Origin of the sequence: Ferrovum myxofaciens (assembly GCF_013181415.1) — a bacterium.
Taxonomy (GTDB): domain Bacteria; phylum Pseudomonadota; class Gammaproteobacteria; order Burkholderiales; family Ferrovaceae; genus Ferrovum; species Ferrovum myxofaciens.
The window spans coordinates 252,225-274,917 of record NZ_CP053676.1 but is presented as its reverse complement, the minus strand read 5'-3'; the positions used below and the strand labels follow the sequence as shown (position 1 = coordinate 274,917).

24 protein-coding genes and 1 tRNA gene are annotated in these 22,693 nt (G+C 51.4%); 19 read left to right on the top strand and 6 right to left on the bottom strand.

The genetic code is table 11. From position 1 onward, the window contains the following. Positions 1–17: 17 nt before the first annotated feature. From HO274_RS01360 to HO274_RS01350, 3 genes are all read left to right on the top strand, one after another. Positions 18–1,148, top strand: coding sequence for an FIST signal transduction protein (locus tag HO274_RS01360; RefSeq protein ID WP_273120770.1), 1,131 nt, complete (start codon positions 18–20; stop codon positions 1,146–1,148). Next, positions 1,148–3,169, top strand: a complete 2,022-nt coding sequence (locus HO274_RS01355; RefSeq protein ID WP_273120768.1) for a PAS domain-containing hybrid sensor histidine kinase/response regulator — start codon at positions 1,148–1,150, stop codon at positions 3,167–3,169. Before HO274_RS01360 ends, HO274_RS01355 begins: the two co-directional genes overlap by 1 nt. A 44-nt stretch (positions 3,170–3,213) precedes the next feature. Beyond that, positions 3,214–3,298, top strand: a tRNA-Leu gene (locus HO274_RS01350). A 334-nt stretch (positions 3,299–3,632) separates the two neighbouring features. Here HO274_RS01350 and HO274_RS01345 read toward each other — a convergent pair. After that, positions 3,633–4,730: an IS91 family transposase gene (locus tag HO274_RS01345; RefSeq protein ID WP_273120766.1), complete on the bottom strand. Its 1,098-nt coding sequence runs from the start codon at positions 4,728–4,730 to the stop codon at positions 3,633–3,635. Next, entirely contained in the window at positions 4,727–4,867 is a 141-nt protein-coding gene (locus HO274_RS01340) for a hypothetical protein (RefSeq protein WP_420537371.1), read from the bottom strand. The genes HO274_RS01345 and HO274_RS01340 overlap by 4 nt, the downstream gene beginning before the upstream one ends. A gap of 198 nt (positions 4,868–5,065) precedes the next feature. On the opposite strand from HO274_RS01340, the gene HO274_RS01335 reads away from it, so the two are divergent. After that, positions 5,066–5,479 (top strand): hypothetical protein, encoded by a 414-nt coding sequence (locus HO274_RS01335; protein WP_273120763.1) that lies wholly within the window; start codon positions 5,066–5,068, stop codon positions 5,477–5,479. 57 nt (positions 5,480–5,536) lie between these two features. Here HO274_RS01335 and HO274_RS01330 read toward each other — a convergent pair whose 3' ends face one another. Continuing rightward, positions 5,537–6,832, bottom strand: a complete 1,296-nt coding sequence (locus HO274_RS01330) for an IS701 family transposase (RefSeq protein ID WP_273120761.1) — start codon at positions 6,830–6,832, stop codon at positions 5,537–5,539. Between the two features lie 291 nt (positions 6,833–7,123). Between HO274_RS01330 and HO274_RS01325 the strand changes: the two genes are divergently transcribed. The 6 genes from HO274_RS01325 to HO274_RS01300 all read left to right on the top strand — a co-directional run bounded on the left by HO274_RS01325 (position 7,124) and on the right by HO274_RS01300 (position 13,457). After that, positions 7,124–7,411 carry a hypothetical protein gene (locus HO274_RS01325; protein ID WP_273120760.1) on the top strand — a complete coding sequence of 96 codons (288 nt, stop codon included), beginning with the start codon at positions 7,124–7,126 and terminating at the stop codon, positions 7,409–7,411. Positions 7,412–7,813: 402 nt separating this feature from the next. Beyond that, a complete protein-coding gene (locus HO274_RS01320) occupies positions 7,814–8,155 on the top strand; it encodes a zinc ribbon domain-containing protein YjdM (protein WP_031597568.1) in 342 nt (113 codons plus the stop codon). A gap of 11 nt (positions 8,156–8,166) precedes the next feature. After that, positions 8,167–8,382, top strand: coding sequence for a GDCCVxC domain-containing (seleno)protein (locus HO274_RS01315; protein ID WP_150112430.1), 216 nt, complete (start codon positions 8,167–8,169; stop codon positions 8,380–8,382). Positions 8,383–8,727: 345 nt separating this feature from the next. After that, positions 8,728–9,135 (top strand): IS200/IS605 family transposase, encoded by a 408-nt coding sequence (gene tnpA / locus HO274_RS01310; protein ID WP_031598455.1) that lies wholly within the window; start codon positions 8,728–8,730, stop codon positions 9,133–9,135. Continuing rightward, on the top strand, positions 9,132–10,658 hold the full coding sequence (locus tag HO274_RS01305) for a transposase (RefSeq protein ID WP_273120755.1): 1,527 nt from the start codon (positions 9,132–9,134) through the stop codon (positions 10,656–10,658). Before tnpA ends, HO274_RS01305 begins: the two co-directional genes overlap by 4 nt. 180 nt (positions 10,659–10,838) lie before the next feature. After that, on the top strand, positions 10,839–13,457 hold the full coding sequence (locus HO274_RS01300) for a sensor domain-containing protein (RefSeq protein WP_273120752.1): 2,619 nt from the start codon (positions 10,839–10,841) through the stop codon (positions 13,455–13,457). Positions 13,458–13,558: 101 nt separating this feature from the next. Here the strand turns inward: HO274_RS01300 and HO274_RS01295 are convergent, their stop codons facing one another. The 3 genes from HO274_RS01295 to wrbA form a co-directional block, all read right to left on the bottom strand. Further along, complete coding sequence (locus HO274_RS01295; RefSeq protein WP_031597565.1) at positions 13,559–14,752, bottom strand: methyltransferase; 1,194 nt, start codon at positions 14,750–14,752, stop codon at positions 13,559–13,561. A 36-nt stretch (positions 14,753–14,788) separates the two neighbouring features. Then, positions 14,789–16,096: a GTPase HflX gene (gene hflX / locus HO274_RS01290; RefSeq protein WP_062188139.1), complete on the bottom strand. Its 1,308-nt coding sequence runs from the start codon at positions 16,094–16,096 to the stop codon at positions 14,789–14,791. Between the two features lie 180 nt (positions 16,097–16,276). Beyond that, a complete protein-coding gene (gene wrbA / locus HO274_RS01285) occupies positions 16,277–16,879 on the bottom strand; it encodes an NAD(P)H:quinone oxidoreductase (protein ID WP_273120745.1) in 603 nt (200 codons plus the stop codon). A 271-nt stretch (positions 16,880–17,150) separates the two neighbouring features. Between wrbA and HO274_RS01280 the strand changes: the two genes are divergently transcribed. The 9 genes from HO274_RS01280 (at position 17,151) to hypA (ending at position 22,688) form a co-directional block, all read left to right on the top strand. Next, positions 17,151–17,966: a class I SAM-dependent methyltransferase gene (locus tag HO274_RS01280; protein WP_031597559.1), complete on the top strand. Its 816-nt coding sequence runs from the start codon at positions 17,151–17,153 to the stop codon at positions 17,964–17,966. Between the two features lie 218 nt (positions 17,967–18,184). Then, on the top strand, positions 18,185–18,823 hold the full coding sequence (locus tag HO274_RS01275) for a HyaD/HybD family hydrogenase maturation endopeptidase (RefSeq protein ID WP_062188138.1): 639 nt from the start codon (positions 18,185–18,187) through the stop codon (positions 18,821–18,823). Positions 18,824–18,831: 8 nt separating this feature from the next. After that, complete coding sequence (locus tag HO274_RS01270; RefSeq protein WP_273120742.1) at positions 18,832–19,122, top strand: HypC/HybG/HupF family hydrogenase formation chaperone; 291 nt, start codon at positions 18,832–18,834, stop codon at positions 19,120–19,122. Beyond that, positions 19,119–19,610 (top strand): thioredoxin domain-containing protein, encoded by a 492-nt coding sequence (locus HO274_RS01265; protein ID WP_082783223.1) that lies wholly within the window; start codon positions 19,119–19,121, stop codon positions 19,608–19,610. Before HO274_RS01270 ends, HO274_RS01265 begins: the two co-directional genes overlap by 4 nt. 4 nt (positions 19,611–19,614) lie before the next feature. Continuing rightward, entirely contained in the window at positions 19,615–20,445 is an 831-nt protein-coding gene (locus tag HO274_RS01260) for a hydrogenase expression/formation protein (protein WP_273120738.1), read from the top strand. Positions 20,446–20,449: 4 nt separating this feature from the next. Next, positions 20,450–20,683 (top strand): rubredoxin, encoded by a 234-nt coding sequence (locus tag HO274_RS01255; protein ID WP_082783222.1) that lies wholly within the window; start codon positions 20,450–20,452, stop codon positions 20,681–20,683. An 85-nt stretch (positions 20,684–20,768) separates the two neighbouring features. Continuing rightward, a complete protein-coding gene (gene hybE / locus HO274_RS01250) occupies positions 20,769–21,272 on the top strand; it encodes a [NiFe]-hydrogenase assembly chaperone HybE (RefSeq protein WP_082783221.1) in 504 nt (167 codons plus the stop codon). 44 nt (positions 21,273–21,316) lie between these two features. Further along, positions 21,317–22,354 carry a nickel-dependent hydrogenase large subunit gene (locus HO274_RS01245; RefSeq protein WP_273120736.1) on the top strand — a complete coding sequence of 346 codons (1,038 nt, stop codon included), beginning with the start codon at positions 21,317–21,319 and terminating at the stop codon, positions 22,352–22,354. After that, entirely contained in the window at positions 22,347–22,688 is a 342-nt protein-coding gene (hypA, locus tag HO274_RS01240; protein WP_273120733.1) for a hydrogenase maturation nickel metallochaperone HypA, read from the top strand. The genes HO274_RS01245 and hypA overlap by 8 nt, the downstream gene beginning before the upstream one ends. The last annotated feature ends 5 nt before the right edge of the window (positions 22,689–22,693 follow it).

The following is a 22,693-nucleotide window of genomic DNA, read 5'->3' as shown; positions in this document are numbered from 1 at the left end:
TCAGTTATCATGGGGCCATGCCCTTTCATACCTCATTTATTTTTGAACCGTCGACCCAGATCAATGCGCTGCGAAAGCACCTCGAGTTATTCGAGCAAACTCCTGAAGTAGCAGCCCTTCTGATCCTGGCATGCGATGCCAACGGCTATACCCCGGCCAATCTGAATCCTCTCTTGCATGCCTGCACCAAACCCGTTCTGGGGGGTATTTTTCCTCAAGTATTGCATGAAGGAAAAGCTTGGTCCGAGGGGGTGGTGGTGGTTGGTTTATCCCGTGCGCCCGTTTTTGTCATCCTGGATAATCTGTCCCAACATTCCTGTTTTGACGAAATTCTTGACCATTCCTTCAACCTGCCCACCTCTCCGGACACTCAGACCCTGCTGGTATTCGTCGATGGATTTGCTACGCATATTTCCAGTTTAATCGAAGGACTGTTCAATACCTTTGGGCTGGAACTCAATTATTTGGGTGGTGGCTGTGGATCACTCTCCCTCCAACCCAAGCCCTGCATCATCACCCCCACCGGTCTGCTGCAGGACAGTGCCCTGTTGGTCTTCCTGGACTACCCCAGCGGCGTTGGAGTTGCCCATGGCTGGGACTCCATTTCCAGACCTTACAAGGTCACCTCCGCTCAGGGAAATATCATTCATTCGCTGGATTGGCGTCCCGCCTTTGAGGTGTATCAAGAAATCCTGGCAAATCATGGGGGACAACACATAACCCCAGACAACTTTTTTTCCATTGCTAAAGCCTATCCCTTTGGAATTACTCGCCTCGATGCGGAAATGGTGGTCCGTGATCCTTTGTCGACCCAGAACCAGCACATTACCTGTGCCGGTGAAGTGCCTACGGGCGCTTTTGTACGCGTATTGCACGGCAACCAGCACACTCTGATCCAGGCAGCACAACGAGCTCACGCCATGGCTCACGAGGCTTGGTGTAAAAGTCAGTCCCGTCCATATGAACTTCAATTCGTAGTGGATTGTATTTCGCGCGCACTTTTTCTCGAACAGGATTTCCGCCAGGAACTGGCGGTTATCCACTCCCCTGGTCCTATGCTGGGTGCCTTGACCATCGGTGAAATTGCGAACAGCGGTCAAGATTATCTGGAGTTCTATAACAAGACAGCCGTGGTGGGTTTTTTCTGATGGAGAATCCAGAGTCCTGGCGGATGGTCCAGCAGGAAGTCCTGCAGGAAATTGCCATGTCCATTGGCATCAGTCTGAATCTGGAACAAATGCTCAAGTCCACCCTTCCGGTCTTCATGCGCCGTTTGGGGTGTACCTTGGCCTCCGTTGTTACGCGCTGCGGTGAAGAAGATCCCATCCAGCTCATGACGTTACCCCGCAACACCCGTCATGAACTCCAGATGGAATTTCTGTACCGACTTATGAGTCAATATGACCGACGAAACAAAGGGATAAAATCGATATTTCATACTTCGATGGATAAGTACCACTGTTATCTCTGGCCGCTTCCTGAAATCGGCTTTCTGCTACTGGCACGCAACATCTCACTGCCCCTCGACCTGGTTCAGGAAATCGGCCCCCTGGCCTGTAAACTGGGGGTAGCCATACAAGCCTGCCAACAACACGCCCAATTGAACACCACCCGCCAAGCCTTGGCAGATAACGAGCGGCGCTGGAAACTGGCGCTGGAGGGTGCAGGGCATGGGGCCTGGGATTGGAACCCCGTCACCAATACCGTATTCATGTCTTCCTCTTGGAAGTCGCTGTTGGGTTTCATGGAAGAAGAATTAGGGAATCGTTTCGAAGATTGGACCAGTCGCATTCATCCTGAGGACTTGCCCGCCAGTATGGAACGTTTGGAACATCATCTGGCGGGAAAACTTCCGGTCTATCGTAGTTTGCATCGCATGGTGCATCGTCAGGGGCATTATGTGTGGATGCTAGACCAAGGGATGGTGTTTGGACGGGATGATCAAAACAATCCCCTACGGGTCGTTGGCACCATTACCGATATGACGGAACGCAAGAAACTCGAAGGAGAATTGGTCAAGGCATACGAGATTGCCGAACGAGCCAACCGTATGAAAAGTGAATTTCTCGCCAGCATGAGCCATGAAATCCGGACCCCCATGAATGGCATCATGGGCATGACCGATCTGGTATTGGATACTCAATTGACCCCCGTACAACAAGAATATCTCAACCTCGTCAAATTCTCAGCCCAGCAATTGCTCACTCTTATCAATGATATTCTGGATCATTCTAAGATTGAAGCCGGAAAACTTACCTTGGCTCATGAGTTTTTTGACCTGCGTCTTTTCTTGGAAAAAACCATTCGCCCATTTCAAATTCAGACTAAAGACAAGGGGTTACATTTCTCTCTTGAAGTCGAACCCGATCTACCAATTCTGATCGGTTCAGACCCCGACCGACTTTGCCAGATTCTGGTCAATCTGGTGGGTAATGCTATCAAGTTCACGGCCCATGGCCATGTAAAGGTGCAAGTTGAACCGGAGAATTCCCTTCCGAATGCGCTGCATTTTTGTGTCTCTGATAGTGGTATCGGTATTCCAAAAAACCAGCAGGAACAGATTTTTAGTGCTTTCACTCAAGGCGATGGCAGTATCACCCGACAGTTCGGGGGAACCGGGTTGGGTTTGACTATTTCCTCAAGTCTAATAAAAATGTTGGGTGGTTCCATTTATGTTGAAAGCGAACTTGGAAAAGGCTCAGCATTTCACTTTATTTTGCCCTATCAGTATAACCCCCCCGCTGTCCTCCCCTTGACTACCCAACTGCCCGTCCAAGTCTTTCCCTCCCTTAAGCGCGCACGGGTGCTGATTGCCGAGGATAATGCCACCAATCGTCTCCTGGCCCAAAAAATTCTGGAGAAGGAAGGATGCCAGGTCATTCTGGCAGGAAATGGAGAAGAAGCTCTCCTTCAATGGGAATCAAATCCCATTGACTTGATTCTGATGGATGGAATGATGCCCATCATGGACGGCATCACGGCAACCCATCAGATCAGAACCAAGGAAAAACTCAAGGGATCCTCCCCCATTCCCATCATTGCACTCACCGCCAATGCCATGGTAGGAGATCGCCAGCGCTATCTTGATGCGGGCATGAGTGACTACCTATCCAAACCCTTCAAACCCAATGAGTTACGCATGATATTGGAAAACTGGCTGAAGCATTGATCCCCTTTCCCCGCAAAATCAGTTAAAATCCCCAAAGAGAATTAGCCCAGGTGGCGAAATTGGTAGACGCAGCAGGTTTAGGTCCTGCCGCCGCAAGGTGTGGGGGTTCGAGTCCCTTCCTGGGCACCATTTTTATTTCATCTTCGCTGATACATGGGCTGGAAAGTATCGGTTGCTTAACGAATAAGGTTAGATCGTGCGCAAGCCACGATCTGAACCGTTTGTTGGACAAGCCCAACAAGTCCTCTGTGACCCTTATTATGGAAATATCTCTCTGACTGCGGTGGTGCCGGCGGTGATCATCCCTCACCACGCATCCAATTTCACCACCTTAACGTTGCCATTGCAGCAACCCGTTGCGCTTAACCTGCCATTTTTAATGCGTTTCTACCTGATTTCGTCCTTTTGCAGGGCGAGTATACCCGTGCCTGCCAAGTATGGCAGGTTGGCGAAGTGTGTCGCGTTACATGGCTGTCTCCGCACTTGCGACACCTTGCCCAAAGTTCCCTGACGTAACCTGCTGGACGAATACTGATTTGAGGCGGGTGCGCACGATCTTCATTATCCCGCCGCAACATTTACAACGTATCGTCGGGCGGGGTTTCGGTGGAGGAAGCACGACTCGTTTGATGAGTTGTACCAACTGAACCAATTTGCTGTTGGGATGCAAAAAGCCGAAGTTTCGGGCACGGCGGTAACCTTTGGGCAGAATGTGTTGCAGAACCAGACGCAGGAATGCCACGCCACTGAGGGTACGGGTTTCAGTTTGCTTGGTTTGGCTATTTTGGTAACGGAATGTCACCTGCCCCTTGTCGCAGGACAGGATATCTTTCTCCTGTATCACACCCCGATACAGATAACGCCCGAGGTAAATCAGTGCCTGTTGGCCTGAACCAACCTCCTTGCAATCCACCACCCAATCTGTGGGATAAGCACCCGGCAACTTCAATCCGGCTTGTTTGATACCCTCCAGTACCTTGGCACGAAATACTTTGGCCAATGCGGTGTGATTGAACAGATACCCCCCATCCTTGTTGCGCCACAGCCGCCGTTTTTTGTCGAACGCAGCGGCCGGCATCACCAGATGTACATGCGGATGGTAGTCCAGTCGACGGTTGTGGGTATGCAACACGGTCACTGCACCGGTGATGCCACGCAACTTTTTGTCATTTTGGCTGAAGGTGTTGACGGTTTCCCACGCACTATGGGTGATCAGGTCATACATCACACGCTGGTTGAACCAGGCCAGTGCACGGAATTGGGCGGGCAAGGTGAATGTCACCATGAAGTAATTTCCGGGAATGAGCTTTTGCATCTGCTGGTCTATCCAGCGCTGGGATTCGTGCGCTTGGCAATGCGGACATGATCGATGCCCACAGGAATGTGGCAAATAACTGAGTTCTGGGCAATCGTCACAGGCAAGTTGCATCTTGGGACTCATGCTGCTGCGGCAAGTTTGAAAGGCATTCAACGCCGTCAATTGGCCGGGTATCAAACAATGACCATATTGAGCAATAAACTCAGCCGCATAGGCTTCAACAATGTGCGCCAGCCGGATCATTTGACCTTGCCCCAACTGATCTGGATTTGCCCCATCAACTGGTTGAGACACGCTTGCGAGTTGAGTTGGCCTTGTTCGGTGAGGTGGGTGTAGTGGAGGGTGGTGAGGATGGATCGATGCCCGAGGATTTTTTGCACTTCCAGCAGGTCAACGCCCGCTTCGATCAGATGTGTGGCATAACTATGGCGCCTATTGCCTGAAGGACATAGGCGCCACTATCTCCCTTTCCGGACTATGTCCGGTATTTTTCCATTAGCACTCCAGCCAACGGTTTGACCAAATTTTACTGGACATAGTCTAACCCTCTTTGCAGCACTAATTGCAAGGAGGGCATCATGGAACAGCCAAGCAAATATTCGTGGTCGTTGTCGCACATTCCCGATGGGCCGTTGGTGGGGCACATCGATTCCTTTACAGCACTATTGAATGAGCAGGGTTATTCTCAGAGTTCAGCACATCTGCAGACTAGATTTGTTGCTGACTTCAGCCACTGGCTAAAACGAAATAAAGTCGCCGTGGATGAGATTACCCTCGAACATACCAAGCGCTACCTCCGATGTCGGGCTCGTCATCTACGCCCGAGACGAGGTGATGCGGCTGCCCTGATAAGGCTTTTGAATTTGCTTCGTCAACAGGGAGTCAATACTCAACAGGAAGTACAGGCCAAGGCTACAGAAGTCGAACAATTAGTAGAACTGAACTTTAGACATACGCCTCTCCCAGCCACCCAGGATTTTCCATGGTGGTGAGGTGGGGAAAACACGAAACAGGGCGATTCGACAATGATGGACAGGGGGTTGCGCGCCTCAGCACTGCAATCGTTGATCCTGAGTGGGGAAAGGCATCACGAAATTCCCCGACTTCGGGTTGTCGCTGTGCGCACAAGGTGAGGCATGGCGTACGGGAAGTCCGATAAATTGGATGCGCATCCACTGACCGAAAAGTCCCGCCGTGATCATTGCTCCCTTGCGCCAGGGCGCGATTTCCATCAGCGGGAAGGATTCCCACAGTTTCAGGGCGAGCAATTGGGTCAGTGCATAGGCCGTGGAACGAATCTGCATCCACAGTTCCAGAGCCCCCTTCGATTGTTGCCACAGGTTCGTCACCCCCCACCATCGCTTCAGGTTGTGGAACAAAGGCTCGATACCCCAGCGTTCGGCGTAGATTTCCACCACGGCCTGAGCCGACAATTCCGTCTCGGTGGCCAGAATCAGGCGCGGACGCGACCAGGTATTGTCGTCCTGACGCATCTCGCACCACACCGCCCGCACGGGCACCCCCTTCAGGAATCGCGCCACGGTGATGGCCGAGCGCAGCCGGACCCGTTGCAGTTTGCCGTACAGCATCAGATTCATTTCCTGCGCTGGCAATGTATCCAGCATGGCTGCATCGAGCCGCTGCCCGTATTTTCGTTTCGGCCCCCGGCGTTTCGGTTCTGGTTCCGGAGGCAGGTAGAGTGCCGTATCCCGTCGCACCTGACCAATGATGCGTACCCTCTGTTCGAGCAAGGGCAGAATCAAACTCTTGCGCATGAACCAGGCATCGATCAGCAGACGCGCTTCCCTGACATTCCCTCTGACCGACTCGATCAACTGCCGAGCCACCCAGAGTTTGCCGCGTTGGCCGGATTCTTCGACCAACCAGGAACGAATTGGGATGGTCAGCGCCGAACCCAATCGGACCCGCACCACCAGGGCCAGTGTGACCCAACCTTGGCTGTTCAAAAAGGTGGGCCGGTTGGCCTTGTGGCTGTGATCGTGTTTGACGCTGATCCCCGGCCCTTTCTTCGCGCAACGAGGAACCAGCGTATCGTCGATAATCAGGTTGACCAGCTCGTTTGGAAAAACTCTTTGCGTCAATTGCAGCAATTGAATGGACAAGTCGGCGACCGAGACATTCGCCCGCTCGATCAGTTTGTAGTAGGTGGTCCAGTGCGCCTCGCGGCGAATGGCACCGATGGCACGAGTGACCCAGCCTTCCGGGTTGAGCATGCAACCGATCAGAAGTTCGACAAAGGTTCGGCGGGAACGGGGTGGAACGGCGGCCAAAAGAAAGGAAATCCATTCCGAGAGCAGCAGACAGACCGAGGAGGTGAGCGACATGAAGAGGGATCAGGGGTTGAAAACCCTTCATTGGTCGCTGCGCTACCCGCTTCAAAAACAACCCCGAGCGGGTAGCGCAGCGACCTCGCAAATCGGATTTCATGTCAAGTGTTTTTTGCATTTTTTTTGAAAATATTTATCGCGCAGATGGGTGCCTTCGGTATTTGGAAAAACCCGCGAATGTCTAAAGTTCAGTGACAAACTCTACCTGGAGGTGTTTGCCTCCCCCAATTCCACCACCCACTCAACCCGGCGCAACTCCCGGGCCCGCTAATGACCCAAAGGAAAATCATGACCAAGAGAAAGTTGATCTTCACCTCGCGCCGTAACAAGCGTCCACCCACCGCCATCCTCGACATTGAACTTCCGGAACTCTCCAATGAGGCCGCAGCGGCGCTGGCCGATGTTCTGGTGCAGTTGTATCACCGCTTTGAAGCAGCCTACTACGCCCAGATCCTGAGCCATCATGCCGACCAACTCATTCCTCCAGAAAAGCCGTTCGCAGGGATGGCGCGCAGCGCCACCTCGCAAAACGCCGCTTTCGGCTATCGTCCCAATGTAACCGAAGAACTGTTCTGAACTTCGCACTCTCAGCCGGGCAGCCCCTCTGGGTCAGCCCGGCCCCCCCCTTCCTGAGGATGGGAACAAAATCCCTGGCTCCCGGAAAACCCTCAAACAATTTGCACCACTCAGCACCGCATAAGCACTGCGGTCGTTCACCACCCCATCGCAATCCCTCAACCCTCACATTTGCGTGACGGTCACAATATTGCTCAGTCAAATCCACCATCAGATTTATGCGGATTCTGACAGCCGTCTACAACCCATCACAGAGCGTGCAAATCAAACCATCAATCATCTTGATTCCGCTCACCGCCGATGACTGGTCACGATAATCGGCTGATTCGGACTCTTTTAAACTTGTTCCGAAGGCAACGAGTCCGCTAAAATGCCGGAACCATTCACAATCTGAACGCCATTATGCCAACTATCCCCGTCTGCCCCCAATGCGCCATGGAGAATACTTACCAGGACGGAGAAAACTATGTGTGCGCCGACTGCGGTCATGAGTGGCCAATGAAAGAGCCTAAAAAAGCCGATGATGACGCTGCGGCAGTGATTAAGGATGCTAATGGCCTTGTGCTGGCTGACGGTGACTCAGTGGTACTCATCAAAGACTTGAAGGTCAAGGGTTCGTCCATTACGCTCAAGATGGGTACCAAGGTAAAAAGCATCCGTTTGACCGGTGGTGACCACGAGGTAGACTGCAAAATGGACGCTGGCAACTTCATGCTGAAGGCCTGCTATCTGAGAAAGGTTTGAGAGGCGCTCGCATTATGGCGCTACAGCTTGAATCCATTCTAACCTGTCCAAAATGCGACCATGCGGAAACGCTGACTATGCCAACCGATGCCTGCCAATGGTTTTATGAATGTACTAACTGCAAAACCCTACTTAAGCCAAAGCCAGGTGACTGCTGTGTGTTCTGTTCCTATGGTAGCGTTCCTTGTCCCCCAAAGCAGTCCGGTGAAAACAACTGCTGCGGCTAGGAATTGTTGGTGATGCCATTATGCTTGAGGCGCGGATTCTCAGCGTGGCGGATGTAGTCGAAGCGATGTTTTCGCACCCATACATTCTTTGTCACCAGCAGTCTGAATTTTCCATAGAACCGCAGGTTGAAATTTCCGAGGGTAAGTTTGGGGTTTTGGGTCGTTTTTTGATCAGAACAGTGGATTATCGGGGAAAAGTTCGAGTTGGTCAGGATCGTGAGTTGTCACGCCTCAACCCATCTCCGCGAGAATCCCCTCGCTTTAGCCATGGGGAGGAAAGCGGGAATTTGATTTTGACTTAGATTTCGCTTGCATTATACAAATAGCATCTATATAATTCTTTGCATGAACGATTACACTATAAAATATAAGAGCAACCTGAACGTAGTTTACTCCTGTAAGTACCAGGTTATTTGGTGTCCTAAGTATCGGCGTTCGGTTTTAGTGAAGGGCGTTGACGTTCGTCTGAAAGAAATTATACAAGACGTTGCTACTGAGTATAAATGTGAAATATTGGAACTTGAGGTTATGCCGGATCATGTACATTTACTGGTAGAGGTTGACCCCCAGTTCGGAATACACCGGCTGATTAAGCTGATGAAGGGCAGATCATCGAAACTGATACGCGAAGAATTTAAATGGATAAAGTCGCGGCTACCGACCTTGTGGACGAATAGTTACTTTGTATCGACGATTGGCGGCGCACCGCTTGAAGTGGTTAAACAATATATCGAGCAGCAAAAGCACAAATGAAACGCACCGGCACACCCACTTTTGTCCTCACTATTCCCTTGGTTGTGAAGCCTGCGGAAGACAGGACAATGATTGGGCGTTTGGAAGCTGGAAAGCGATTGTATAACGCAACATTAGGCGAAGCACTACGCCGCCATGGCTTGCTGAAGCAGTCCAAAGACTGGCAGCACACCCGCACCATCGCCGACAAGAAATTGCGCTCCGACGAGTTTAAGCGGCTCTCGAAAGAAGCAGGGTTCACGCCTGCGGCCATCATCACCTTTGCCCGTACCTGCAAAAATGAAGCGGGATGGAAAGACCGGCTTGGTTCTAACGTAACCCAGCGCATCGCGGAGCAGGTGTTCGCAGCCGTGCAGCAATACGCCTTTGGTAAACGCGGTCGCCCACGTTTTAAAGGTGCTTCCCGCCCCCTGCATTCGCTTGAGGCAACCACCAATGCGGCCAACATCATCTGGAAGCCTGAAACGGGCTGTATCGAGTTTGGCGACCTCACGCTACCGGCCTTGCTACCCTCCAAAACACAAGACCCGTATTTGCACCAAGCGCTCACCAATAAAACAAAGTATTGCCGCGTGCTGTGGCGCGTTGTTTCCGGCTCACGCCGCTGGTTTGTGCAACTCATGCAGGAAGGCATCGCCCCGGCAAAGCACGAGCAGGCTTGTGGCGAAATCGTTGGTCTGGACATCGGTCCGAGCACGGTTGCTGTGGTCGGCGACAACTCCGCATCGCTGGTGAAATTCTGCGACACCGTGGTTCAGCCATGGAAAGAAACCCGCCGCTTGCAACGTGCCATGGACAGGTCTAAACGTGCCACGAACCCGCTCTGTTTTAACGCGAACGGCACATGGAAAAAAGGCCAGAAGTTCGCGCCGAGCAAACACTACACGGCAATCCGCACCGAATATGCGGAAGTGGAACGCAAGTTGGCGGCTGAGCGCAAACGCGCCCATGGTGAGCTTGCCAACCAGATTCTCGGACTGGGAAATGTCATCCAGTCCGAAACCCTGTCTTACCTCGCCTTCCAGAAGAATTATGGCAAGAGCGTGAAAGTCAGAGCACCCGGAATGTTCGTCGAACAATTGCGTCGCAAGGCTGAAAGTGCTGGCGGCAAGTTGATTGATTTGCACACCTGGTCGCTGAAAATGTCGCAGTACGACCACACCACCGGAGTTTTCACAAAGAAGCCGCTCAGTCAGCGGTGGCATGTGCTGGGGGATGGATCGGGAGTTGTGCAACGGGATGTGTATTCCGCATTCCTCGCACGCTGCGTTATGAGCAACACGCACCACCCATCCCATATTGAAACAATGTGGGCGGCTCAGAAACCTGTGCTGCTGCAAACGGGGTGGCTGCGTTCCGAACCTGCGAAGATAGAGCCTTCGGGCAAAATCACGGTGGCAACACCGTTAGAGCAGGTCGTTTGTGATAGAGGGTTTGCCATCGGTCATGGCCTGGATGCTGTAGCGGCGACGCGAGAGCCAGGAGACCCCGGTGGGTTCGCCCTTAGAACCCCCTGCCTTTAGGCATGGGGAGGTTTAGTAATTCCTATGACATTATCACTTAACGACCTGTCCAAAAATTCCGACCGACTCTCACGCCCCTGAGAGTAAAACTTTCGGCTTATCCCGCCCCCCCCTAAGACGGCGTATTATGAGTAAAACAGTCGGTGGATCTCGATTCAGTGCGGGAGATGATAGTTGGTCATGAACTTGGCGAATATTTTATTTTTGAAACTTGATGAATATAGGATCAGTCTCGTTGGTTTTCTGATTCTGACGATATTGACTTTGGTAACGGGGTTTTCTGTTTACGGCGTGATGCAACATCAGGCCGAATCCATCCTGAGAAAAAATCTTGAAGCATCTCTGAAGGGGGATGTCAATCTGCTCGACAGCCAGATCGCTCAGGGGTTGAACGATGATCGGATGATTGCCAGTCGCCCCACTATCATTGATAACCTGATTCGGCTCAACGCAACTCCAGGCAATATAAAGGACAAAATCGACCTGCAGCGGATTGCAGAGTCCTTTATTTCTCATGGCTTCGAGGGCATCTCATTTTATGATATACGGGGAACCGAAATGGTTCGGGCAGGCCGCTTTTCACAGAACCAGGAATCGCATTTCTTTATAAATATCCAACATGGCGCAACCCTGTTGTGGGACGGATCATTCATTCTGCGTGCCGACACCGATATCCTTGATCAAAATGGGCAGCGCATCGGTATCATCATGACGGAAGCCGATCTGAAACTGCCTGCCCATTCCTTTGCGGATTCCCTATCCATTGGAACAACCGATGAATTCGCCTTATGCGGCCCATTGAGAGAAGATCCGAGGGACATGAATTGCTTTCTGAATGAAATTTCAGGCAGGAAATTCCTACGCTTGCACCGGATGGTGGAAAATAAGTCGTTGCCCATGAATTACGCTTTGGATGGCAAAACCGGACTTGTATTCGCAAGGGATTATCGGAGACAAAAGGTTGTCGCTGCCTACGCCCCGGTAGGCAAGTTTGGCCTCGGCATGGTGTTGAAGATCGATCAAAGGGAACTGTATGGCCCGGTAATCGGGCAGTTGAAGTACATTGCCGCACTTCTGGCGATTCTGGTCATTATTGGTGGAATACTGCTGTACTGGATGGTGACGCCTTTGGTGCGGAAACTGATTCATTCAAAGTTGGAACTATTCGAGAGTGGAGCGAGAATGCAAGCCATCCTTGACAATGCACCCGTTGGAATCTGGCTGATGGGAATGGATGGTCGGTATCGCTTCATGAACAAGACGCTTTGCAATGCGGTAGGTGTTTTGGAGAGTGAAGTTCTGGCGGCGAATCATCCTGCTGAAGTTTTTGGTCCAGCGATTGCTGCCGACTGCATGCAATTGGACCGCGAGTGCCTTGAACAGGAACCCCCTCACACCTGCTATCAAACGCTAACTTTTGCTGACGGGAATCCTCATTTGCTGGAAATTACCAGAGTCAAACTGCGTGATGATGTGGGCAAGGTCATTGGCACCATCGGCATCTCTATGGATATTACAGAACGCAAACAGGCAGAGTTGCTGATCAAGATGCAGTCGGATGCCCTGACTTCAAGCACCAATGGCGTAGCCATTGCCGATGCCGCTGATCCCGGGTTGCCGCTGATCTACGTGAATCCCGCATTCGAAGAAATAACTGGCTATTCAGCCTCGGAACTGCTGGGCCGCAATTGCCGCTTCCTGCAGGGTCAGGACCATGATCAGCCCGAACTTGCCGAAATCCGTGCCTGCCTGAAGGAGGGCCGTGCAGGGAAAGCTACGCTGCGTAACTATCGGAAAGATGGCACCCTGTTCTGGAACAGGCTTCGTATTTCTCCCATACTCAATAAAGAGGGAAAACTTACCCAGTTCCTTGGCATCGTCAACGACATCACTGAGCGCAAGTGTACGGATGATCACCTCAGACTGATTTCGGGCGTCTTTGATCATGCGGAAGAAGGCATTCTGATCACCGACGAAAAAGGAATCATACTTGAAGCAAATCCGGCTTGCTCCCGTATAACCGGATATAGCCGGGAAGAAATATTGGGGAAAAACCCACGCATATTGAATTCTGGTCTGCAGGATCAGGCATTTTATGATGCCATGTGGAGGGATATCCTGGAAAATGGATATTGGTCAGGAGAGGTCTGGAACCGGCGAAAAAATGGAGAAATTTATCCTGAAAGACTGACCCTGTCCGCCGTGAAAAACGAAGAAGGCGAAACCATCCGTTACATCGCCCTATTTTCGGACATCTCTCACCTCAAAAATCAGCAGCAACAACTCGAGCGTCTGGCCCACCACGATACCCTGACCGGACTGCCCAACAGGACGCTGCTCAACGATCGTTTCGAGATGGCACTTGCCCAGGCGAAGCGATCCAGAAAAAAACTTGCAGCATGCTTCCTGGATCTCGACGGCTTCAAGCCGGTGAACGACACTTTTGGTCATGAAACGGGGGATCTGCTCCTGGTTGAAGTAGCTCAAAGGATGCTTGCGATATCCCGTTCCACGGACACATTGGCCAGACTGGGCGGAGACGAATTTGTGCTGCTCTTCTCGGATATTTCAGATGAAGCGGAATGTCGCCAGATGTTGTTGCGAATCATGGATTCGATAGGTCAACCCTTCAATATCAGTGGCCATGACATCAAATTATCAGCAAGCATCGGAGTGGCTTTCTATCCGGATGACGATAGCGATGGGCAGAACTTGCTACGCTATGCCGATCAAGCCATGTATGTAGCCAAGCAAACGGGGCGTAATCAATTTCATTTTTTCAATGCTGTCACCAATTGAGCCCTGTTGGCTAAAACAGCGTTCTGAACATCAACTTCAGAGAAAATCCAATGGAAGCCAAGAGTTACAATGGAATACTGTTACCCGGTTTTGTGTAACGCTCACTTCCTGACTCGAAGACGCCACAAAGATGTCACTTCCGCCTGGCGCGCGGCATGAAGCGGATCACTGACATCTGCAACGCGCGGGTGGTGTGGACGCGTTTCGATTCGATCAAAGACAACTAGCCCCGCCGCATCGATCAACTCAAGCAACTCCGAGCGCGTACGCAACCCAAAATGCTCCCCGAGATCCGAGAGCAGGAGCCAGCCCTCACCGTCCGGATCGAGATGCGCAACCAGGCCATTCAAAAAACCACGCAGCATGCTGCTTTCAGGATCGTATACCGCGTGTTCCAGTGGAGATACTGGTCGTGCGGGAATCCAGGGCGGATTACAAACGATGAGTGCGGCACATCCGTTGGGATAAAGATCCACCTGCTGTACTTCAACCTGTGCATCTAATTTAAGCAATGCAATATTGTCGCGTGCGCATGCTACCGCGCGCGCATCTCGTTCGGCCGCGATCACGCGCGCGACGCCCCGTTTTGCCAATAGCGCGCTGAGCACACCGGTGCCGGTGCCGATATCGAAGGCTACGCCACGCGCCGGCGTCTCGAGCAGGACAGGCGGCAGCGGTGCTGCGGCGACCAGATCTACATATTCGGCACGGATTGGCGCGAATACGCCGTAATGCGGATGAATTCGCGCGCTGAGCACCGGAACTTCGACACCCTTCGTCCGCCATTCGTGCGCACCGATGATCCCCAATAATTCGCGCAGTGAAGCGATAAACGGCATGGTGGCCTTACCATAGGCTTCGGTACACGCCTGCTGCACATCAGGTGCGCGGCGCAACGGAATACGAAAGTCCGCGTCAAACGGAAGGAGCAGCATACCCAACTTTCGCGCGCGTTGCGATTGCATCAGTCGATAGCGATGAAATTCATCCGCCGAAAGAGGAAGCGACGAAGCAATAGACGTCAATCTCTCTGCCTCGGCAACAGTCTGCTTCTTACCCTTGTGTGGCTCATCGATTCGCCGTGCCAATGCAACAAGCAGTTGTCGTGCATTCTGGAAATCGCCACGCCACAGAATCGCCGTGCCTTCGCAAGCGAGATGATAGGCAACGCTGGCCTTCATATGATCGTCTGCGATTACCACGCGTTTCGGGGGCGGCAAGTCGCTCCCCGACCGCCAGGGGGCAGTGCGTACTTCGCCCTTTTCATGCCAACTGACAGAGGGGAATTCCGTCACTCCGAGTCCTTGAACCGTACCGAATGTCAGCACCCGTCAAAGCCCCGTATATTTTTCTAGGACACCTCGCGTTCCGCGCACGCGCAAAAACGCTCCTTCAATGTCAGCACGCTCTTCCAGCACCTCACAACTTGAAAAAATTTCACCGCGCAGTTTCTGCGCCGACCAGGGAAGAAATAACTCGGCTTCTATGAGATCCTTCCGAAAAAATGCGACGATGGCCTTGTGCAGCGTCGCCACATCATCAATGCGGCGCGCGCTCATGACGATGCAATCCGGGTATTGCGCGCGCAACATTATTTCAAATTCAGTTTGTATCACAGCGTCGCCCACCTGGTCCACCTTATTGAACACACGAATGCGCGGTACGGTCTCCGCACTGATCTCGGCGAGTACCTTATCAGTGACTTCGAGTTGACGCTCGAACCCAGGATCGCTGGCATCGATGACATGGAGCAGCAGTGAGGCATCAAGAGCCTCCTCAAGTGTTGACTTGAATGAAGCCACCAGTCCATGAGGCAGGTTCTTGATGAAGCCCACTGTATCGCTGACCAGCACGTGGGGCACAGACTCAGGATAGAGCGTGCGTACAGTAGTGTCGAGTGTGGCGAAAAGTTTGTTTTCCACCAATACTTCGCTACCAGTCAGTGCACGCATCAAAGTGGATTTTCCGGCATTCGTGTAGCCCACCAACGCCACGCTGGCCAACCCTTGGCGTTCTTGTCGGCGCGAGCGTTGCGTCTTGCGTTCCACATCCATCGCTGCTATTTCCTGCTGCAATTCGGCAATTCGGTCACGAATTCTTCGTTTGTCCAGTTCGGTGTGGGATTCGCCGGCACCGCGACCTCCGGTGCCGCTGCGCTGCCGTCCCTGCGGTCCGGCAAGTTTTGCCATTTCGCGCAGGCGTGGCGCCATATAGCCCAGACGTGCAATTTCCACCTGTGCCTTTGCTGCGCGAGAACGCGCGTTGCGGTGGAATATGCTAAAAATCACCATGGTGCGATCCATCACATCACAGCCAACATCATTTTCCAGGTTACGCGCTTGGGACGGCGAAATTTCGTGATCCACGAATACCCTATCAATAGTACCGATACTGGAGTCAGGTACCTCGGATCCGTTGATAAAGTCACGTATCTCCACCCGCTTGCCAAGTCCCAGATAAGCTGATGTGTCGAAGGCAGTGCGCTTCTGAGTAAAGGTGCGGACCACCTTGTATCCCAGTGTTTTTGACAGGTCACGCAATTCAGCCAATGATGCCTCAAATTCAATATCGCTCACGCCGGGCAACTGCACGGCCGCGACCACGGCGAATGCGGCCTTGCCTTTGACTTCTGTTTGCATGTGGAGGGCACTTTTCCAGATTAGACCAAGTGAGATTGTACGCTTCTGAGCGAGATCCACCTAATTACAACTGGCCTGAAGATCAAAAACTGATGACGCCGAAATGGTGTGGCACCCGGCATTATTGAACAAATTTAATTGGTTGGGCTTTTCCCATAGCCATGGATCCGTCAGGGGTACTCAGACACCAAATAGTTTATTGGCAGTTTCTGCGATCAATTTACCCTGAAAGCGCGCTCCGTCCAATTCAATTGCGCTGGGTTGCCGCTGGCCTTGGCCACCGGCAATGGTGGTCGCCCCATAAGGACTTCCGCCAACAATTTCATCAAGCGTCATTTGGCTCTGGTAACCATAGGGCAGGCCGACAATGACCATGCCAAAGTGCATCAGATTGGTAATGACTGAAAACAGGGTAACTTCTTGGCCGCCATGCTGTGTAGCGGTGGACGTAAAGGCTCCTCCCACTTTGCCCTGCAAAGCGCCGCGCGCCCACAAACCACCGGCTTGATCGAGAAAACCAGCCATTTGTGCTGGCATGCGGCCAAATCGGGTAGGCGTTCCAACAATAATGGCATCATACTCGGCCAGTTCGTTGATCGTCGCGATGGGCGCCGCTTGATCGAGTTTAAAATGTGCTGCCTTGGCAATTTCCAGCGGAGCCGTTTCCGGTACGCGCTTGATATCGACGGAAGCACCCGCCGAGCGTGCACCTTCGGCCATGGCTTGTGCCATTGTTTCAATATGACCGTAACTTGAATAATAGAGCACAAGGACCTTGGACATTCGTCCTCCTTTATCGTTTGCGCTTGTTAAATTGCCAGTCTCACCACGAAGACAGCCAAATAACTCACTTCAGTCTACGTCTACGCCCGGAGGTAAGCCTGAATCAAGTCATGCTTGCCATAATAACAAAGAATTTTTATTTCCGGGGTGGAAATTCTGCCGTATGGACACGCTGACCTTCCTGTGCAGAAAAATCAGGTACTATTTAGTGAAAGAAATAACGATTAATAACGGGGTAATTATTTGTGGATAACATTGGCCAATCGGAATAATGGGACCGCTGTTAACTCTCAAAGTGCATGAAATATTGCTTGCGGCGGCGCATGACGGTGCATCTGCCGTTGAATGTTCACTGGATCTGGATCGTTCGACGACGACAGTCGAGGTAGGTAATGCCGGGTGGATCTACCAGGGCCAACAATTTCCTTATCTGAAAATCTGCAAAGACAGGACCATTTACCACTGGTTTGACGAGACCTTTCGGCCGATAGAGCGCTTCACTACGTCGTTGATCAAATTGGTACCGACGAAGTGGGGACCGCCGACTTTCGAAATCGATGGCATCAAGATGTTACCTACGGCGCAAGTTTCGCCCTATGCGGATGCCAAACGTAAAGTCGGTTTGATTCAACCGCGCGGCAAAGTGATTTTGGATACCTGCGGGGGTCTTGGTTATTTTGCTGCCTGGTGTTTGCAAGGTCAAGCCAAACAGGTTCTTTCATACGAGAAGAATCCTGATGTAATTTGGCTGCGAAGCCTCAATCCCTGGTCACCTGAAATTGACATGGGATTGACCTTAACCGAAGGCAACATTACTGAGCAGATTGCTTTGCTGCCCAGCCAGACCGTGGACGCCATTCTGCACGACCCACCGCGTTTCGGAATCGCTGGTGAACTTTACTCACAAGTTTTTTATGACCATCTAGCCAGGATGCTTAAGCGTAAGGGCAAACTGTTCCATTACACTGGCAGACCAAACAAACTCACCAGCGGACGCGATGTGCCAAATGAAGTATCGAAACGTTTACGACAAGCCGGGTTTATCACGGAATTGAATGGTGACGGGGTGTTGGCCACAAAGAAATGACATTTTTTTCGACCATTCAAACAAGCAATTTATTTTCGGTTATGGTGGTTAGTAACTTTCCATAAATTTTGCAAATCGAAACATAAGTTGCCGTATTTTTTTCATCAAACGCCCGATTGTTTTCATAATTTATTGAATATAAAGCAGAGTTTAGTTAACAAGCCGCTGGCATGACTAATGCTGTATTACCGCTAAATTGATAACTCAACAAACATTCAATGAAAAGTACCCAACTATTGATTCTCGGCATAGGCAATATCCTGTGGGCTGATGAGGGCTTCGGTGTGCGTTGTGTGGAGGCGATGAATGTCGCTTACCAGTTCGGTCACGATGTAGTTCTGATGGATGGCGGAACACAGGGTTTGTATTTACTACCTTATTTGGTGGATGCGCACCGACTGATTGTATTTGATGCGGTGGACTATGGCAAAAAACCTGGCGAGATGGTGATCGCGAAGGATGACGAGGTACCACGCTTCATGGGCGTAAAAAAGATGAGTCTGCATCAGACTGGTTTCCAGGAAGTCATTGCCTGCGCGTCCCTGACCGGCAAGCTTCCCGACTCCATGGCGCTCATCGGCGTGCAACCCGAACATCTGGAAGATTTTGGTGGCAGTTTGCGCGATTGTGTCAAGACTCAAATTCCGACTGCGCTGAACATCGCACTGGAACTGATGGTGCAATGGGGCATTCCTTATGCGCCGCGCACCTCGCCCCTTCCCTGCCGATGCATCAACGGTGACGTGCTTGACATGGACAACTATGAGACAAATCGCCCCTCGGCAGAACTGGCCTGCCGCTTCGGCGACGAGCGATTCTTGGCAAAGTCGGTTGGGGACTTGAATCTATGTGCATAGGAATACCAATGCAGATAGTGGCAATCGAAGACATGTTCGCCTGGTGCGATGGCCGCAATGGGCGGGTGCGCATCAATACCATGCTGATAGACGAAGTTCGCCCGGGAGACTGGCTGCTGACTTTTATGGGTAGCGCGCGCGAAGCCATTGATGCCGGACACGCCGCTCTGATCAATTCTGCGCTGGAAGCCCTCGACCGGGTGGCTGCCGGCGAAACCCATTTCGATGACTGCTTTTCCGACTTGATCGACAGAGAACCTCCGCTTCCCGATTTTTTACGATCTGGATACAAGGGATGACTATGGATACTGCTCTATCATGGAAACCACCGCGCTCTGCCATAAGCAATAATTTCAGTGAATTGCTGGACAGGCTGGTGATGAAAAATGGCATATCCGATCTGGATCAGGTTGGGTTTCAGAATTTCATGGATTGCCCAGGATCAGGAGTGGTGCTGCTCATCAATGAGCCAGATACGGCTGCAGAAAACTGGGATACTGCTGTGATCTTTCCCGAACTTCTGGCAGTGACAGGCAATAATCTGCGAGCCGCTCTCATGCGCCCTGAACATGCCAAAAGTTTACTGACGCGCTTTGGCATAGGGCGATTGCCAGCATTATTGTTTCTGCGCGACGGCGGTTATGTCGGCTCGATTGAAGGCTTGCACGACTGGTCCGAATATGTCAAAGAGTATGCAATTATGCTGCAAAAACCGGTCAGCCGCGCACCTTCGATAGGGGTTGCAATATCGGCAGTATGTTCACCTGATTGTAATTGGCTGGGATGAGATCATGAGAGACTTCCATATTCCACTAGTTGGCATCGATTCACAGTCCGAGGCTGAAGAGGTGCGCTACTTGCCCCTACCAGGTGAAATGACGACCTTTGCCATGCCGGTAGTAAATCTGGTGGCCGATCCAGAAATACTGGAGGCAGTTTGCACAGTGCTGGAAAATTTGCGCAGCGCAATGCTTACCAAAAGAGATGCCAAAATCGATTTAACAAGACTAACGCCTGATGTGGTGGAATTAATCAATCAATCTCTCGGGCAAGGCGAAGTCAGTGTAATAGTGCGAAACCCCAGCAATCTACATATTCAGGAAACCGTATTTGCCGGGATCTGGCGCATACAGAAAATGTCCACACAATCTGTAGTTTCCAGCGATATGCTGCATGCCTGCGCCATTCCCGCAGAGGTTCAAAAATCCGCATTGTCAGGCACAACAGTTGTCAGCGTGCCACCAATGCAACAGGGGATAATGAATGCACCCGCCGTTCTTAACGAATTACTGGAAAGGTCAAAAAAATATCAGGAAGGAAATGCCGCGCATATCATCAATCTGTCGCTGTTGCCCATGTCTCCGGAAGATCTGGCTTATCTGTATGATGCATTCGGCACTGGAACAGTGAGTATATTATCGCGTGGCTATGGTAACTGCCGTATCACCAGCACGCGTCTGGCCAACGTGTGGTGGGTGCAGTATTTCAACAGCACTGACCAAATCATTCTCAATACCCTGGAAGTGGTGGATGTGCCTGAAGTGGCTCTGGCAGCGGACGAAGATTTTCTGGAAAGCGTTGTGCGCCTGGGCGAATGGCTCTCCGTGATGCGCGAACAATAGTCACATGTTCGAAGGATCTTATTCAGGTGACAACAACAAAATTGAGGCAACCGCTCAGTTGGAATGCGGCATTTGCTGGTGGGTGTATGATCCGGCAGCAGGAGATCCGCTTGCCTATATTCCCTCCGGCACACCATTTACCATGCTCCCTGAACAATGGTGCTGCCCGAATTGCGATGCACCGAAATACAAATTCATGGTACTAACGGTTATGGCAACTCACCATCCTGAAGAATGAAACAACAAATTTCCATATCCGTTTCCCTTACTTTCAAGTGAAAAAAAGTGACAAAGGCTTGCTACGCAAATTTCAGGTTATAAAAATGACACAAGTCGTGTTAAAACTTGAGGAGATATTTAACAGAATCGCGCAGACACGCATGATAGATCTGCCCATTCTAAATTCGGCAATGCGCGTCGAGGCCGTGGGATTTCGTTTATGGGAAGGGCACTGGGTTGGTGTGCTGGTGACACCCTGGATGATCAATCTGGTTTTGCTGAAGGGAGAAGGCACACCGCTCCTTTCTCTGGCATTAGGTGAAAAAAAGACTTGGCGGTTTCCATCAGGAAACTATGAGTTCATGGGACTGAATGAACCCATGCTGGGTGCATGCCATATTTGTTCGTTAATCTCACCCGTCGTGAATTTTACTAACCATAAAGAGGCCGTGACCATCGCACAGGAAATTATTAGTGCCTTGTTTGTTGAAATCGAAGATAAACGGTCCGGAGGTATCGAGGAAGCACGTCTGACGGGTAAATCAACGGGTCAAAAAGAGATGTCGCGACGTGATTTTTTACGCATTCCCTTGATGGGTAGTCAGTGATGCCCAACGCAGGAAAACTGCATCTGCGCATCCTCTGGAATGGCATGGATGTACTCGGCATTGAAGTGAAATCAACACGTCCTCCAGCCTACCGCTTATTGTCGGGAAAGTCGCCGGAGGATGCTGTGAAGTTGGTGCCCTTGTTGTTCAGCGTGTGCGGCAAGGCCCAACAGGCAGCTGCACTGGCGACCGTATCCGCCGCACAAGGTCGTGACATGCAGCAACTTGAAAAGTTTGAGCGCGCTGTGCTTTGCGAGGCAATGCAGGAATACTTGTGGAAATTTCTTCTGGATTGGCCAAAATTGCTGGGTTTGCCACAACTGGAGACGCAGTTTATACGTTGGCATGCTGCACTGAATGTAATTTCGACGGATAAGGGCAACGCAGAAGATTTGTTGGCGGAAATGCATCAGGTATTGCTGGGCATGACGGCTAAAGAATGGCAACAGTTGGATACGCATGATCGATTGCTTGAGTGCATAAAGGACAAACAGGGCTTATTGGCACCGATTATTCTAGCCCTCGAATTCAGTGAAAGTCGGTTGGATTTCTCCGGAGTACCAACGGGCTGTAGTTTGATGCCGACCTGGACACCGACCGAGGTCAGTCGGAAATTTGCATATCGTTTTGGCACGGAATTTGCTAAAAAACCTCAACTTAATGGCAATCCTCTGGAAACAGGAGCACTGGCAAAGACTCAACATCTGCCGTTTGTTCGGGATATATTGCGTAAACGCCCTGCCCGATTGTTGGCAAGACTAATTGCCAGACTGGTTGATTTTCTGGAGGGTGTGCAAGCGCGGCGGCGCATTGAACAGATAACCGTTGCAAATGGCATTGGCTTGTCAATGGTGCAAACAGCACGCGGGATGTTGCTGCACCATGTGCGTATTGAAGCCGGTCGTATTGCGCAGTATCTGATTGTGGCGCCCACCGAATGGAATTTTCATCCGCAGGGTGCATTGACCTACCTGATCGGCTTTCGGGAAGGCAATATGACACGCTTGGTGGAAACAGCAAAATTATTTGTGATGTCGCTTGATCCTTGTGTGGATTTCGAGATCGAGGTTGTTCATGCATGAGATGTCGCTGGCAGAAGGAATTGTACAACTGGTAGAAGACGTGGTGCGTGCCGAGGGATGTGTCAGGGTGCAAGCCGTGTGGCTGGAGATCGGTCAACTGGCCGCTGTGGAGAAGGAGGCATTGCGATTCTGTTTCGATGTGGTGACGCGCGATACCGTTGTAAAAGGTGCGCGCTTGGAAATCATCGAAATGCCGGGACAAGGTTGGTGCATGAAATGTGAAGACAACGTGGCAGTAACAGCCTTGTATGAAGCTTGTCCTGTTTGCGGCAGTTATCAGATTCAGGTGACGGGGGGCGATGAGATGCGTGTTAAAGAACTGGAAGTCGAATAGGGGGA